Genomic DNA, 14,029 nt, shown 5'->3' with positions numbered 1-14,029 from the left:
CTTCTCCCGAGGGGAGAACGGCTCAGGGGAAGGTGTCGCTACGCGACTTTCACGTTAACCAGGAAGCATCATCATGAGTCTGAAATGGGTCGATGTACTGGATATCGCCATCGAGTTGAGCGAGCAGAAGCCGGATGTCGATCCGCGCTACGTCAACTTCGTCGATCTGCACCGCTGGGTCTTGGAGTTGCCGGAGTTCTCCGATGACCCGCAGCGTGGGGGAGAGAAGGTGCTGGAGGCGATACAGGCCGCCTGGATCGAAGAACTCGATTGAAACAGGCGCTTACGGCGCCCGCCCTACGCTTTTAACCGGAACCCGCGTATAATTCGCGGGTTTAATTTTTCGCTTTAACCCTAAAGTTTCTGGAGCTTCACATGGCTGTTCAACGTACTTTCTCCATCATCAAGCCTGACGCCGTTGCCAAGAACGTCATCGGTGAGATCACCACCCGTTTCGAAAAAGCCGGTCTGCGCGTCGTCGCTTCGAAGATGGTGCAACTGTCCGAGCGTGAAGCCGCTGGTTTCTACGCTGAGCACAGCGAGCGCGGCTTCTTCAAGGACCTGGTCGCCTTCATGACCTCCGGTCCGGTCATCGTTCAGGTTCTGGAAGGTGAAGATGCCGTTCTGAAAAACCGCGAGCTGATGGGTGCTACCAACCCGAAAGAAGCTGCTGCCGGCACCATCCGTGCTGACTTCGCCGTTTCCATCGACGAAAACGCTGTCCACGGTTCGGATTCCGAAGCCTCTGCTGCTCGCGAGATCGCTTACTTCTTCTCCGCTACCGAGCTGTGCGCGCGCATTCGCTGATTGGCGAATGAAGCGAGGGTGAAGCCATGACCAATACCACCGGCAAGATCAACCTGCTGGGCCTGACCCAGCCGGAAATGGAACAGTTCTTCGAGTCTATCGGCGAGAAGCGCTTCCGTGCCGGCCAGGTAATGAAGTGGATTCATCACTTTGGCGTCGATGATTTCGCCGCCATGACCAATGTCGGCAAGGTCTTGCGCGAAAAGCTCGAGGCCTCTGCCGAGATTCGCGGCCCGGAAGTGGTCAGCGAAAATATTTCCGCCGATGGCACGCGCAAGTGGGTAGTGCGGGTGGCGTCGGGTAGCTGTGTGGAGACCGTGTATATCCCGCAGAACGGCCGTGGCACCCTGTGTGTCTCGTCGCAGGCCGGCTGCGCCCTGGATTGCAGCTTCTGCTCCACCGGCAAACAAGGCTTCAATAGCGACCTGACCAGCGCCGAGATCATTGGCCAGGTATGGATCGCCAACAAGTCCTTCGGCAGCGTGCCGGCCAAGGTCGACCGTGCCATCACCAACGTGGTGATGATGGGCATGGGCGAGCCGCTGCTGAACTTCGATAACGTCGTCTCCGCCATGCAGATCATGATGGACGACCTTGGCTACGGTATTTCCAAGCGCAAGGTCACCTTGTCCACGTCCGGCGTGGTGCCGATGATCGACAAGCTGGCTGAAGTCATCGACGTGTCCCTGGCCCTGTCGCTGCACGCGCCCAACGACGAGTTGCGTAACCAACTGGTGCCGATCAACAAGAAGTACCCGCTGGAAGTGCTCCTGGCCGCCTGCAAGCGTTATGTCGCCAAGCTTGGCGAGAAGCGTGTGCTGACCATCGAGTACACCCTGCTCAAGGGGGTCAACGATCAGCCCGAGCACGCTGAGCAGATGATCGCACTTCTGGCCGATGTACCTTGCAAGATCAACCTGATTCCGTTTAATCCCTTCCCCTTCTCGGGGTACGAGCGGCCGAGCAATAACGCCATTCGCCGCTTCCAGGACCTGTTGCACAAGGCTGGCCATAACGTCACGGTACGTACTACCCGTGGTGACGATATCGATGCTGCCTGTGGCCAGTTGGTTGGCCAGGTCATGGACCGTACTCGGCGCAGCGAGCGCTACATCGCCGTGCGCCAGTTGGGCAACGAGGCGCAAGAGCCTCATGCTGCCACCAATCGAAATTGAAGAGAGGATGTCTATGACCCTGCGCCCAGCGCTGTTGTTGCTCGTTGTCAGTCTGCTTGCTGGTTGTGTGACCACGGGCGATGTCGACCCCATGCGTACGGCGAAAGGGCGTGACGAGGCACGTAATGCCTATGTGCAACTGGGTCTTGCCTATATCCAGCAGGGCGATACCCAGCGCGCCAAGGTGCCGCTGAAGAATGCCCTCGATCTGGATTCGTCCAGTGCCGATGCGCATGCCGCCCTGGCCCTGGCCTTCCAGCTGGAGATGGAACCGAAGCTGGCCGATGAGCATTTTCGCAAGGCTCTGTCCCAGCGGCCGAATGATGCCCGCCTGCTCAACAATTACGGTGGCTTCCTGTTCGAGCAGAAGCGCTACAAGGAGGCCATGAACACTTACCTCAAGGCCGCAGAGGACAACCTCTATCCAGAGCGCTCGCGGGTGTTCGAGAACCTGGGTATGACTGCTGCGCAACTCGGCCAGCGCGAGCAGGCCAAAGAATACCTCCAGCGCGCCTTGCGCCTGAGCAGCAGACAGCCGCGCGCATTGCTGGAAATGGCGGTGATGTCCTACGAGGACAAGGAATATGTACCGGCACGTCGTTACTACGACAGCTACAGCGAAATAGCGCCACAGAATGCGCGCAGCCTGCTGCTCGGCGCACGCCTGGCCAACGTATTCGAGGACCGTGACACGGCCGCCAGCCTGGGTCTGCAGTTGCGCCGCCTGTATCCGGCCTCTCAGGAATATCAGCAATTTGTTTCGGGGCAACAATGAAAGCGGCACATAGCGAAGTGACTCAGCCGATGCCGACCAACCCAGGCGAAAGCCTGCGTCAGGCCCGGGAGGTCAAGGGTTGGAGCGTTGCCGAAGTGGCGACTCAGCTCAACCTGACCCCGCAGCGCCTTGCCCAGATCGAAGCCGGAGCGTTCGACAAACTGCCGGGTACCACCTTCGCCCGTGGTTACATCCGCGCCTATGCCAAGCTTCTCGAGATGGACCAGAACCGGCTGGTGCTGGAGTTCGATCAGTTCACGGGGACCGATGCCACTGGCAGCAGCGTGCACGCTCTTGGCCGCATCGAAGAGCCTGTTCGTTATTCGCAGAGCATCCTGCGCTTAGTGAGTTTCCTGCTGCTGCTGGCATTGATCGGCGCGGGTTTTCTCTGGTGGCAGGATCAGGGCCGTCCGGTGGCCAGCCTGGCTGATCTGGGGCTCGAGCATGTGGAAGTGGAGGGCGCCGACGGTACCACTCAGGTGCACTCGCTCGCCGAGCCGGAAGACCAGGCGGTAATCGCTGCTCAGGGTGGCGAGCAGGGCACCCCACTGCTGCTGCCGGAGGCGCCAGGCGAAACACCAGAAGAGATCGTTGCCGCAGAACCGCCTACTCCTGCTGTCGAAGCCAGCACCACGGAAAGCGCACCAGAAGCTCCTGCTGCCCCTGTGGCGAGCGCGCCGGCAGTCGTTGCTACGCCGTCTGCGTCTGTTGCCGAACCGGCAGCACCTGTAGCCGTTGCTGCCGGGCAGGGAGCGCTCTACGTGCAGTTCACCGCCGATTGCTGGACTCAGGTTACCGATGCCGATGGCAAGGTCCTGCTCAGTGCACTCAAACGCAGTGGTGAGCGCGTCGAACTCGCCGGCAAGGCACCTCTGGAGCTGCGCCTGGGCTTTGCCCGTGGCGCCCAAGTGACCTACAACGGCGAAAGCGTGGACATTGCGCCGCACATGACTGGCGAAACCGCGCGCCTGAAATTGGGGTTGTAAAGCATGCATTGCGAATCACCGATCAAGCGCCGACTGTCGCGCAAGATCTGGGTTGGCTCGGTACCAGTGGGCGGCGATGCGCCGATCGCGGTGCAGAGTATGACCAACACCGACACCAACGATGTGGCAGCTACCGTGGCGCAGATTCAGCGCCTGGAAGATGCCGGCGCCGATATCGTGCGCGTTTCGGTGCCGGATATGGACGCCGCCGAAGCCTTCGGCCTGATCAAGCAGCAGGTGCGTGTACCGCTGGTGGCTGACATTCACTTCGACTACCAGATCGCCCTGCGCGTGGCTGAGCTGGGTGTCGACTGCCTGCGGATCAATCCCGGCAATATTGGCCGCGAAGATCGCGTCAGGGCGGTGGTCGAGGCAGCCCGGGACAAGGGCATCCCGATCCGTATCGGCGTCAATGCCGGCTCACTGGAAAAGGATCTGCAGAAGAAGTACGGCGAGCCGACTCCCGAAGCATTGGTCGAGTCCGCGCTGCGCCATGTCGAGCACCTCGATCGTCTCAATTTTCCGGACTTCAAGGTCAGTGTGAAGGCATCGGATGTGTTCATGGCCGTTGAGGCCTATCGCCTGCTGGCCAAGCAGATCGAGCAACCGCTGCACCTGGGCATCACCGAAGCCGGCGGGCTGCGCTCCGGTACTGTAAAGTCCGCCGTCGGCCTGGGCATGCTGCTGGCCGACGGAATTGGCGATACCATCCGCATCTCGCTGGCCGCCGACCCGGTGGAAGAGATCAAGGTCGGTTTCGACATTCTCAAGTCTTTGCGCCTGCGTTCGCGAGGCATCAACTTCATCGCCTGCCCGAGTTGCTCGCGGCAGAACTTCGATGTGGTCAAGACCATGAACGAGCTGGAGGCCCGCGTCGAGGATCTGCTGGTGCCGCTGGATGTGGCCGTGATCGGCTGCGTGGTCAATGGTCCCGGTGAAGCCAAGGAGGCGCATATCGGCCTCACTGGTGGTAGCCCGAACAACCTGGTCTACATCGACGGCAAGCCGGCCTCGAAGTTGACCAATGAAAATCTGGTGGACGAGCTGGAGAAGCTCATTCGCGACAAGGCAGCCGAAAAGGTTGCCGCCGATGCCGCCGTGATCGTGCGCGGCTGATCCGTGCGTAAGGAATACAATTGAGCAAGTCCCTGCAAGCCATTCGTGGCATGAACGACATCCTGCCGGAGCAGACGCCTGCCTGGCGCTACCTGGAAAATACTCTGGTCAGCCTGCTCGATGGCTATGGCTACAAGGAAATCCGCCTGCCCATCGTCGAGTACACCGAGCTGTTCGCTCGTGGTATCGGCGAGGGTACCGACGTGGTCGACAAGGAGATGTACACCTTCCTCGACCGCAACGAAGAATCCCTGACCTTGCGTCCCGAGGGCACTGCCGGTTGCGTACGCGCCGTGCTCGAGCATGGTCTGTCCGGTGGTGGCCAAGTGCAGAAACTCTGGTACGCCGGCCCCATGTTCCGTTACGAGAAGCCGCAGAAAGGCCGCTATCGCCAGTTCCATCAGGTGGGCGTGGAAGCCTTCAACCTGCCTGGGCCGGACGTCGATGCCGAGCTGATCGTGCTCACCTGGCGCCTGTGGAAGCAGCTCGGCCTGGCCGATGCCGTGACCCTGCAGCTCAACAGCCTGGGCTCCAGCGAGGCGCGTGCGGCTTATCGCGATGCACTGGTGGCCTACCTGCAGGAACGGTTCGATCAGCTCGACGAAGACAGTCAGCGCCGTCTGACCACCAATCCGTTGCGCATCCTCGACAGCAAGAACGAGGCGACCCAAGCCGCGCTGGTTGGTGCGCCGACACTGGGCGACTACCTCGATGAGGAGTCGCGCCTGCACTTCGAGGGCGTCAAGGCGCGCCTGGATGCGGCTGGCATTCGCTACCAGATCAACCACAAGCTGGTGCGTGGCCTGGATTACTACAATCGCACCGTGTTCGAGTGGGTCACCGACAAGCTCGGCGCCCAGGGCACGGTGTGTGCCGGCGGCCGTTACGATGGCCTGGTGGCGCAACTGGGCGGCAAGGCTACACCGGGTGTTGGTTTCGCCATGGGCGTCGAGCGCCTGGTGCTGCTGCTCGATACCCTGCAACTGCTGCCGGCCGAGCTCAACCGTGCCGCCGATGTCTACGTCTGCGCCTTCGGCGAGGCGGCTGAGCTGGCGGCGCTGACGCTGGTCGAGCGTCTGCGCGACGAGTTGCCGGGGCTGCGCCTGTTGCTCAACTCCGGTGGTGGCAGTTTCAAGAGCCAGTTCAAGAAGGCCGACAAGAGCGGCGCACGCTATGCGCTGATTCTGGGGGACGACGAATTGGCAGGGCGCGTGGTAGGTTGCAAACCGCTGCGCGACGACAGTGAACAACAAAGTGTTGCCTGGGATGCTCTGGCTGAGCATCTGGCTGCCTGCCAGCAGGCCTGAGCAGGCTCTCGATTAGGAGTACGGGGTTAGACATGCAGACCGAAGACGAAGAGATCGCGCAACTGAAGGACTGGTGGGATCGTAACGGCAAGCCTTTGCTGGCCGGTGGCGTACTGGCACTGGTAGCCGTATTCGGCTGGCAGGGCTGGCAGAAGTACCAGGACAATCAGGCGCAAGGGGCCTCGGTGCTTTACCAGCAACTGCTGGAAACCGCGCTGGACCCGGCCGGCAAGCCCGATGCCGCGAAAGTTGCCGAATTGGCCGGCAAGCTCGACAACGAGTTCGGCGGTACCCACTACGCCCAGTACGGCAGCCTGTTCGTCGCCAAGGTCGCCGTCGAGGCTGACCGCCTCGACGATGCCGCTGCAGCGCTGCAGCGCGTACTCGACAAGCCTGCCGACGCCACGCTCGGTGAGCTGGCACGTCAGCGTCTGGCGCGTGTGCTGGCCGCGCAGGACAAGGCCGATGATGCACTGAAACTGCTCGATGCCCAGGTCGAGGATGCCTTCCTCGCCAGCCGTGAAGAACTCAAGGGCGACCTGCTGGTACAGCTGGGTCGCAGCGATGACGCGCACGCTGCCTATCAGAAGGCCAAGGATGCGCTGGCCGAAGATGCCGCTGTTGGCGGTCTGCAGATGAAGCTGGACGACCTGGCAAAAGGGGATGCGTGACGTGATGCGTTGGAAGAATGCCGCACTGCTGGCTCTGGCCGTTCTGGTCGTGGGTTGCAGCAGCAATAGCAAGAAGGAACTGCCGCCCGCCGAACTGACCAAATTCGACGAAGAAGTCGAGTTGCGCACCGAGTGGAGCCGCTCTGTCGGTGACGGTCAGGGCGAAACCTTCAACATGCTGGTACCGGCCATCGATGGCGAGGTGATCTACGCCGCCGACGTCGAAGGCCTGGTCATGGCCATGGACCGCAACAGCGGCAAGGTCATCTGGCGCAAGAAACTCGAAATCCCGGTTTCCGGTGCCATTGGCGTTGGCTACGGCCAGGTGCTGCTGGGTACGCTCAAGGGCGAAGTGATCGCGCTCGACTCCAGCGATGGTGAAGAACAGTGGCGCTCGCGCGTGACCAGCGAAGTGCTGGCTGCGCCGGCCAGCAACGGCGATATCGTCGTGGTGCAGACCCAGGACGATCGTCTGATCGCTTTCGATGCCAGCACCGGTAGCCAGCGCTGGATCGTTGAAAATACTCCGGCCGTACTGACCCTGCGTGGCACTGGCGCTCCGCTGGTGACCAACCGTCTGGTGGTCGCTGGCCTGTCCAGTGGCAAGGTGGTCGCGGTCGACGCCCAACGCGGCCTGCCCGTGTGGGAACAGCGTGTAGCCATTCCGCAAGGCCGTTCCGAGCTGGAGCGCGTGGTAGACATCGACGGCGGCCTGCTGCTGTCCGGTGGCACTGTCTACGCGGTGAGCTACCAGGGTCGAGTCGTGGCCATGGATCTGGAGTCCGGCCGCGTGCTGTGGCAACGCGAGGCATCGAGTTCGGTAGGCGTCGCTCAGGGCTTCGGTAACGTGTACGTCAGCCATGCCAGCGGCACCGTCGAAGGTATCGACGAGCGCAGTGCTTCGGCGCTGTGGAGCAACGATTCCCTGGCGCGCCGTCAGCTGTCGGCACCGCAAGTGTTCTCCAGTTATGTGGCCGTGGGTGATGTGGAAGGCTATCTGCATCTGCTGAGCCAGGTCGATGGCCGTTTCGTCGGTCGTACCCGTATCGACAGTGATGGCCTGCGCGCCCAGCCGTTGGTGGTGGGGGATTGGCTGTACGTCTACGGCAACAGCGGCAAGTTGGTGGCACTGACCATCAAATGAACCGACTATGCTGCATCCAGACCTGAGTCTTGGATGCCGCAGCGCAACAGATTCCGGCCGCTGCCCCTGCAGCGGCCTTTGCATTTTCTGAATTAACTCAAGTGGAGAGCCTGATGGTTCCCGTAATTGCCCTGGTGGGCCGGCCGAACGTCGGCAAGTCCACACTCTTCAACCGCCTGACCCGCAGCCGCGACGCCATCGTCGGCGACCTGTCCGGTCTGACCCGCGACCGCCAGTATGGCGAGGCGAAGTGGCAGGGGCGCACCTATATCGTGATCGACACCGGTGGTATTTCCGGTGACGAAGAAGGCATCGACGCGAAGATGGCCGAGCAGTCGCTGCAGGCCATCGAAGAGGCCGATGCCGTGCTGTTCCTGGTGGACGCGCGCGCCGGCATGACCGCTTCCGACCAGATGATCGGTGAGCACCTGCGTCGTCGTAACAAGCAGAGCTTCCTGGTGGTGAACAAGGTCGACAACCTCGACGTTGACCTGGCCCGCGCGGAGTTCAGTCCCATGGGCCTGGGCGAGCCGTTGGCGATTGCCGGTGCTCATGGTCGTGGCATCACCCAGATGCTGGAAGTGGTGCTCGGCGCCTTCCCCAAGGATGCCGGTGAACCGGAAGAGGGCGCGGAAGAAGAGGAAGAAGTGCTCGAAGGCCAGGAGGCCAAGCGCATTCCCGGTCCGAGCGAGAAGGACGGCATCAAGCTCGCCATCATCGGCCGTCCCAACGTGGGCAAGTCGACCCTGGTCAACCGCATGCTGGGTGAAGAACGGGTCATCGTCTATGACCAGGCCGGCACCACCCGCGACAGCATCTACATCCCGTTCGAGCGTGACGACGAGAAGTACACGCTGATCGATACCGCTGGCGTACGCCGTCGCGGCAAGATCTTCGAGGCCGTGGAGAAGTTCTCCGTGGTCAAGACGCTGCAGGCCATTCAGGACTCCAACGTCGTGGTGTTCGTCATGGACGCCCGCGAGGGTGTGGTCGACCACGACCTCAACCTGCTCGGCTTCGTGCTGGAAAGTGGCCGCGCTCTGGTCATCGCCCTGAACAAGTGGGACGGCATGGATCAGGGTCAGAAGGATTACGTGAAGACCGAGCTGGAGCGCCGGCTGTTCTTCGTCGACTTCGCCGATATCCACTTCATCTCCGCCTTGCACGGCACTGGTGTTGGCCATCTGTACAAGTCGGTGCAGGCCTCGTTCAAGTCGGCCATCACTCGCTGGCCCACCAGCCGCCTGACGCAGATTCTCGAAGATGCCGTCAGCGACCACGCGCCGCCTCTGGTCAATGGTCGCCGCATCAAGCTGCGCTATGCCCACCTGGGGGGCGCCAACCCGCCGCTGATCGTGATCCACGGTAACCAGGTCGACGCGGTCCCGCGTGCCTATTCCCGTTATCTGGAAAATACCTTCCGCCGTGTGCTGAAACTGGTCGGTACGCCGATTCGCATCGAGTACAAGGGCGGCGAGAACCCTTACGAGGGCAACAAGAACAAGCTCACCGACCGTCAGGTGAACAAGAAGCGCCGCCTGATGAGCCACCACAAGAAGGCTGAGAAGAAGCGCAAGGACAAGCGCAAGTAAGCTCTGTCGCAGCGTGCGCGCCGGGGATCACTCGGCGTGCACGGCATAAGCTTCCAACACATTTTCATAAGCGCTGTGGGTGCCGTCTGCAGCGCCCTTCGGCTATTCTCGCGGCTTGCCTTGTTCCTCTTGGAAGTCGCGATGCTCGTCAGCAAACTGCCCAACGTTGGCACCACCATCTTCACGCGGATGTCCCAGCTCGCCCTGGAGACCGGCGCGATCAACCTGTCCCAGGGTTTCCCCGACTTCGACGGGCCGCAGGCGCTGCGTGAGGCCGTGACGCGGCATGTCATGGAAGGGCGCAACCAGTATTCGCCGATGACCGGGCTGCCGAGCCTGCGCCAGCAGGTCGCTGCCAAGATCGCTCGCAGCTATGGCGTGCAGCGTGATGCCGACAGCGAGATCACCATTACCCCAGGCGCCACCGAAGCGATCTTCTGCGCGGTGCAGGCGCTGATTCGTCCGGGTGATGAAGCCATCGTCCTCGACCCTTGTTACGACAGCTACGAGCCGTCGGTGGAGCTGGCCGGCGGGCGCTGTGTGCATGTTCCGTTGGCACTGCCGGATTTCTCCGTGGACTGGCAGCGCCTGGGTGATGCCATCAGCCCGCTTACCCGGCTGATCTTTCTCAACTCACCGCACAACCCCAGCGGTGCTCTGCTGACCCGTGCCGATCTGGACAAGCTGGCCGAGCTGATTCGTGGCCGCGATATCCATGTGATCAGTGACGAGGTCTATGAGCACCTGATCTACGACGGCGCCCGCCATGCCAGCGTGCTGGCCCACGACGAGCTGTATCCGCGCGCCTTCGTGGTCAGCTCCTTCGGCAAGACCTATCACGTCACCGGCTGGAAGACCGGCTACGTGGTGGCGCCGCCAACGCTGACCGCCGAGCTGCGCAAGATTCACCAGTACGTCAATTTCTGCGGCGTGACGCCATTGCAGTTCGGCCTGGCCGATTTCATGGCCGCGCACCCCGAGCATGTCGAAGAGCTGCCAGCTTTCTATCAGGCCAAGCGTGACCTGTTCTGCGACCTGCTGGCGGGTTCGCGCTTCACCTTCACCCGCGCGCCTGGCACCTACTTCCAGCTGGCTGATTACTCGGCCATTCGCCCGGATCTGGACGATGTGGCCATGGCCGAGTGGCTGACCCGCGAGCACGGCGTGGCAGCGATTCCGGTATCGGTGTTCTATCAGTCGGCGCCCAAGGAGATGCGCCTGGTGCGCTTCTGCTTCGCCAAACGCGAGGAGACTCTGCGCGAGGCTGCCGAGAAGCTGTGCGCGGTGTGAGGGCAGGGCGGGTGCAACCCGCCTGTAAGGAGTTGGAGGGTTTCACCCTCCCTACGGCGAGCGAGGCGCCCCAATGAGCGATAAAACCGATCTTGAACTGGCGCTGATCCAGACCACCCTGGCCTGGCACGATCCGGCCGCCAACCGCGAGCACTTCCTGGCATTGCTGGAACAGGCACGCGGCGCCGATCTGGTGATCCTGCCGGAAATGTTCACCACCGGATTTTCCATGGAGTCGGCCGAACTGGCCGAGTCCGAGGATGGCCCCAGCAGCGTCTGGCTGCGTGAGCAGGCGCAGCGTATCGATGCGGTGATCTGCGGCAGCCTGATCATCCAGGCGGCCGACGGCAGTTACCGCAATCGCCTGCTCTGGGCGTGCCCGGATGGCTCTTTGGCGCACTACGACAAGCGTCATCTGTTCCGCATGGCCGGCGAGCACAAGCATTACAGCGCAGGTGACGAGCAGGTGGTGCTGGAGCTCAAGGGCTGGCGCGTGCGCCCGCTGATCTGCTACGACCTGCGCTTCCCGGTCTGGAGTCGCGATGCGGGTGGCACCGATCTTCTGCTGTATACCGCCAACTGGCCGGGGGCGCGTCGCCAGCACTGGAACCGCCTGCTGCCAGCGCGAGCCATCGAGAACCTGTGCTATGTCGCGGCTGTGAACCGCGTCGGCGAGGACGGCAAGGGCCATGGCTATACTGGCGATTCTCAGGTGCTGGATTTCCAGGGCGAGACTCTGCTGGCGGCAGGCGATGGTGATGGTGTGTTCCGCGCCCGGCTGTCGAGCGAGGCACTGGCTGCCTACCGCGAGCGCTTCCCCGCACACCTGGATGCCGATGCCTTCACCTTGAACTGACCAGGAGCTACATGAACATGGACGTACAGCAGAGCAATCCCTTCCAGCCTCCGCAGGCCGACCTGCAGCAGGCCACCACCAATCAGTCGCCGCTCTACAGCGTCGCGGGTGTTGGCCTGGCGACCTTCATCGGCACGCCGCTGGCTGGCGCCTGGCTGCTGGCGCATAACCTGCAATTGCTCGGCCAGGCCCATCGAGTGGCAATGGTCTGGGGTATTTCCGTCTTCCTTCTGGTGGTTACCTTGGTCCTGGCTTTCGTCTTGCCGGAAGAGGTGCCCGCCATGCCGTTCGCCATCGCACAGTTGATGGCGATGATCATGTTTGCCAAGAGCCTCATGGAAGCCGATCTCAAGCTGCATGCCGAGGCCGGTGGTGCGTTTCTGTCCAACTGGCGGGCCGCGGGTATCGGTCTGATGTTCACCCTCGGCCTGGCCGCGCTGATGTTCGCGGTGCTGATGATCTTCGATATCTAAACGTCTTGATTCCCGGATTTGATCCGGGCTACGCATACAAAAACGCCGGGCATTGCCCGGCGTTTTCGTGTTCGGTGCTGAAGAATCAGGCCGCTTGCGACTCGGCCTGGCTCAGGGCGCGGTTCAGCGCGCTGAACAGGGCGCGGAAGCTCGCCGTGGTCAGGTTCTCGTCGATGCCGATGCCATGCAGGGCACGACCGCCATTGACGCGCAGTTCGATGTAGGCCGCCGCCTTGGCATGGGTGCCGGCGCCGATGGCGTGCTCGCTGTAGTCCATGACTTCAACTGCGACCGGCAGCGCAGCCGCCAGCGCTTCCAGCGGGCCTTTGCCGATGCCGCGCCAATGGTGATTTTCACCCCCTTCGACGACCTCCACATCCACTGCGCTGGTGCCGTTTTCTTCCTGCAGGCGATGGCCTTTCAGGGCGTAGGGGCTGCGCGCTTGCAGGTACTCGGTTTCGAGCAGTTGATGGATCTGTGCGGCAGTCATTTCCAGGCCGAGACGGTCGGTTTCACGCTGCACCACCTGGCTGAACTCGATCTGCATGCGACGCGGCAGGCAGATGCCGTACTCCTGCTCGAGCAGGAAGGTGATGCCGCCCTTGCCCGACTGGCTGTTCACGCGAATCACCGCCTCGTAGTCGCGGCCAATGTCGGCCGGATCGATCGGCAGGTACGGCACTTCCCACAGGGCGTCTTCCTTCTGCTGGGCGAAGCCCTTGCGGATGGCGTCCTGGTGCGAGCCGGAGAAGGCGGTGTGTACCAGGTCGCCTACGTACGGGTGGCGCGGGTGTACCGGGATCTGGTTGCAGTCCTCGACCACCTTGCGTACGGCGTCGATGTCGGAGAAGTCCAGCTGCGGATCGATGCCCTGGGTGTAGAGATTCAGCGCCAGAGTCACCAGGCAGACGTTACCGGTGCGCTCGCCGTTGCCGAACAGGCAGCCTTCGACACGGTCTGCTCCAGCCATTACCGCCAGTTCCGAGGCAGCGACGCCAGTGCCACGGTCATTGTGGGTGTGCACGCTGATCAGCACGCTATCACGGCGGTCGACATGGCGGCCGAACCACTCGATCTGGTCGGCGTAGTTGTTCGGCGTGGCGCACTCGATGGTGGCCGGCAGATTGAGGATCAGCTTGTTCGCTGGGGTCGGTTGGAACACGCCGATCACCGCGTTGCACACCTCGACGGCGAAGTCGATCTCGGTGCTGCTGAACACTTCCGGAGAGTACTCGAAGCCCCACTGGGTTTCCGGCGCGGCATCGGCCAGGCGCTTGATGGTGGTGCCGGCGGCCACGGCGATGGCTTTGACGCCGGCCTTGTCCTGATTGAAGACGATCTTGCGGAAGCTCGGCGCGCAGGCATTGTAGTAATGCACGATGGCCTTTTTGGCGCCCTTGAGCGACTCGAAGGTGCGCTCGATAAGATCGTCACGGGCCTGGGTCAGCACCTGAATGGTGACGTCGTCGGGGATGTGGCCACCTTCGATCAGCTCACGGACGAAGTCGAAGTCGGTCTGCGAGGCGGACGGGAAGCCCACTTCGATTTCCTTCAGGCCCACGGCCACCAGACACTTGAAGAAGCGCATCTTCTTCTGCGCATCCATCGGCTCGATCAGCGACTGGTTACCGTCGCGCAGGTCGGTGGACAGCCAGATCGGTGCCTTGTCGATGATCTTGTCCGGCCAGGTGCGATCCGGAATCTGGATCTGGGTGAAGGGGCGATACTTCTTCGACGGGTCTTTGAGCATGGTCATGGTGAAAATCCTTGGGTCCAGACGCCTTGTCTGGGAAACGAATAGGGCGGTCGACGGTGGCCGGATGGCCGCAGGGATTCA

At 62.1% G+C, this 14,029-nt stretch carries 14 protein-coding genes; 13 read left to right on the top strand and 1 reads right to left on the bottom strand.

Features of this window, described 5'->3' with window-relative positions:
• Positions 1–73 precede the first annotated feature (73 nt).
• From iscX to GV002_RS18835, 13 genes are all read left to right on the top strand, one after another.
• Entirely contained in the window at positions 74–274 is a 201-nt protein-coding gene (iscX, locus tag GV002_RS18895; protein WP_160019817.1) for a Fe-S cluster assembly protein IscX, read from the top strand.
• A 101-nt stretch (positions 275–375) separates the two neighbouring features.
• Positions 376–807, top strand: coding sequence for a nucleoside-diphosphate kinase (ndk, locus tag GV002_RS18890; protein WP_072426064.1), 432 nt, complete (start codon positions 376–378; stop codon positions 805–807).
• 26 nt (positions 808–833) lie between these two features.
• Positions 834–1,982 (top strand): 23S rRNA (adenine(2503)-C(2))-methyltransferase RlmN, encoded by a 1,149-nt coding sequence (gene rlmN, locus GV002_RS18885; RefSeq protein WP_160019816.1) that lies wholly within the window; start codon positions 834–836, stop codon positions 1,980–1,982.
• 13 nt (positions 1,983–1,995) lie between these two features.
• Positions 1,996–2,757, top strand: a complete 762-nt coding sequence (pilW, locus tag GV002_RS18880) for a type IV pilus biogenesis/stability protein PilW (RefSeq protein WP_160019815.1) — start codon at positions 1,996–1,998, stop codon at positions 2,755–2,757.
• Positions 2,754–3,743 carry a RodZ domain-containing protein gene (locus tag GV002_RS18875; protein WP_160019814.1) on the top strand — a complete coding sequence of 330 codons (990 nt, stop codon included), beginning with the start codon at positions 2,754–2,756 and terminating at the stop codon, positions 3,741–3,743. Before pilW ends, GV002_RS18875 begins: the two co-directional genes overlap by 4 nt.
• A gap of 3 nt (positions 3,744–3,746) precedes the next feature.
• Positions 3,747–4,859, top strand: a complete 1,113-nt coding sequence (ispG, locus tag GV002_RS18870) for a flavodoxin-dependent (E)-4-hydroxy-3-methylbut-2-enyl-diphosphate synthase (RefSeq protein ID WP_160019813.1) — start codon at positions 3,747–3,749, stop codon at positions 4,857–4,859.
• Between the two features lie 20 nt (positions 4,860–4,879).
• The gene (gene hisS, locus GV002_RS18865; RefSeq protein WP_160019812.1) at positions 4,880–6,166 is read left to right on the top strand and encodes a histidine--tRNA ligase; all 1,287 of its coding nucleotides are present in this window, start codon (positions 4,880–4,882) and stop codon (positions 6,164–6,166) included.
• 32 nt (positions 6,167–6,198) lie between these two features.
• Entirely contained in the window at positions 6,199–6,837 is a 639-nt protein-coding gene (locus tag GV002_RS18860; RefSeq protein WP_160019811.1) for a tetratricopeptide repeat protein, read from the top strand.
• Complete coding sequence (gene bamB / locus GV002_RS18855) at positions 6,830–7,981, top strand: outer membrane protein assembly factor BamB (protein WP_160019810.1); 1,152 nt, start codon at positions 6,830–6,832, stop codon at positions 7,979–7,981. Before GV002_RS18860 ends, bamB begins: the two co-directional genes overlap by 8 nt.
• Positions 7,982–8,094: 113 nt before the next feature.
• A complete protein-coding gene (gene der / locus GV002_RS18850; RefSeq protein WP_017675169.1) occupies positions 8,095–9,573 on the top strand; it encodes a ribosome biogenesis GTPase Der in 1,479 nt (492 codons plus the stop codon).
• A gap of 141 nt (positions 9,574–9,714) precedes the next feature.
• Positions 9,715–10,863: a pyridoxal phosphate-dependent aminotransferase gene (locus GV002_RS18845; protein ID WP_160019809.1), complete on the top strand. Its 1,149-nt coding sequence runs from the start codon at positions 9,715–9,717 to the stop codon at positions 10,861–10,863.
• Between the two features lie 73 nt (positions 10,864–10,936).
• Positions 10,937–11,719, top strand: a complete 783-nt coding sequence (locus GV002_RS18840) for an amidohydrolase (RefSeq protein ID WP_160019808.1) — start codon at positions 10,937–10,939, stop codon at positions 11,717–11,719.
• An 11-nt stretch (positions 11,720–11,730) separates the two neighbouring features.
• A complete protein-coding gene (locus GV002_RS18835) occupies positions 11,731–12,192 on the top strand; it encodes a hypothetical protein (RefSeq protein ID WP_256667133.1) in 462 nt (153 codons plus the stop codon).
• 85 nt (positions 12,193–12,277) lie between these two features.
• Here the strand turns inward: GV002_RS18835 and leuA are convergent, their stop codons facing one another.
• A complete protein-coding gene (gene leuA, locus GV002_RS18830) occupies positions 12,278–13,948 on the bottom strand; it encodes a 2-isopropylmalate synthase (protein WP_160019807.1) in 1,671 nt (556 codons plus the stop codon).
• Positions 13,949–14,029: the final 81 nt, after the last annotated feature.

This window comes from Pseudomonas sp. 8O, assembly GCF_902506495.1.
In the GTDB taxonomy this organism is placed as follows: Bacteria; Pseudomonadota; Gammaproteobacteria; order Pseudomonadales; family Pseudomonadaceae; genus Aquipseudomonas; species Aquipseudomonas chaetocerotis.
Note: the sequence above shows the minus strand (reverse complement) of the source record. Positions and strands in the feature narration are given on the sequence as shown.

Excerpts from the sequence above, each read along its gene's own strand:
- iscX (WP_160019817.1), top strand. The coding sequence starts at position 74 with ATGAGTCTGAAATGGGTCGATGTACTGGATATCGCCATCGAGTTGAGC.
- ndk (WP_072426064.1), top strand. The coding sequence starts at position 376 with ATGGCTGTTCAACGTACTTTCTCCATCATCAAGCCTGACGCCGTTGCC.
- rlmN (WP_160019816.1), top strand. The coding sequence starts at position 834 with ATGACCAATACCACCGGCAAGATCAACCTGCTGGGCCTGACCCAGCCG.
- pilW (WP_160019815.1), top strand. The coding sequence starts at position 1,996 with ATGACCCTGCGCCCAGCGCTGTTGTTGCTCGTTGTCAGTCTGCTTGCT.
- GV002_RS18875 (WP_160019814.1), top strand. The coding sequence starts at position 2,754 with ATGAAAGCGGCACATAGCGAAGTGACTCAGCCGATGCCGACCAACCCA.
- ispG (WP_160019813.1), top strand. The coding sequence starts at position 3,747 with ATGCATTGCGAATCACCGATCAAGCGCCGACTGTCGCGCAAGATCTGG.
- GV002_RS18860 (WP_160019811.1), top strand. The coding sequence starts at position 6,199 with ATGCAGACCGAAGACGAAGAGATCGCGCAACTGAAGGACTGGTGGGAT.
- bamB (WP_160019810.1), top strand. The coding sequence starts at position 6,830 with ATGCGTGACGTGATGCGTTGGAAGAATGCCGCACTGCTGGCTCTGGCC.
- der (WP_017675169.1), top strand. The coding sequence starts at position 8,095 with ATGGTTCCCGTAATTGCCCTGGTGGGCCGGCCGAACGTCGGCAAGTCC.
- GV002_RS18845 (WP_160019809.1), top strand. The coding sequence starts at position 9,715 with ATGCTCGTCAGCAAACTGCCCAACGTTGGCACCACCATCTTCACGCGG.
- GV002_RS18840 (WP_160019808.1), top strand. The coding sequence starts at position 10,937 with ATGAGCGATAAAACCGATCTTGAACTGGCGCTGATCCAGACCACCCTG.
- GV002_RS18835 (WP_256667133.1), top strand. The coding sequence starts at position 11,731 with ATGAACATGGACGTACAGCAGAGCAATCCCTTCCAGCCTCCGCAGGCC.
- leuA (WP_160019807.1), bottom strand. The coding sequence starts at position 13,948 with ATGACCATGCTCAAAGACCCGTCGAAGAAGTATCGCCCCTTCACCCAG.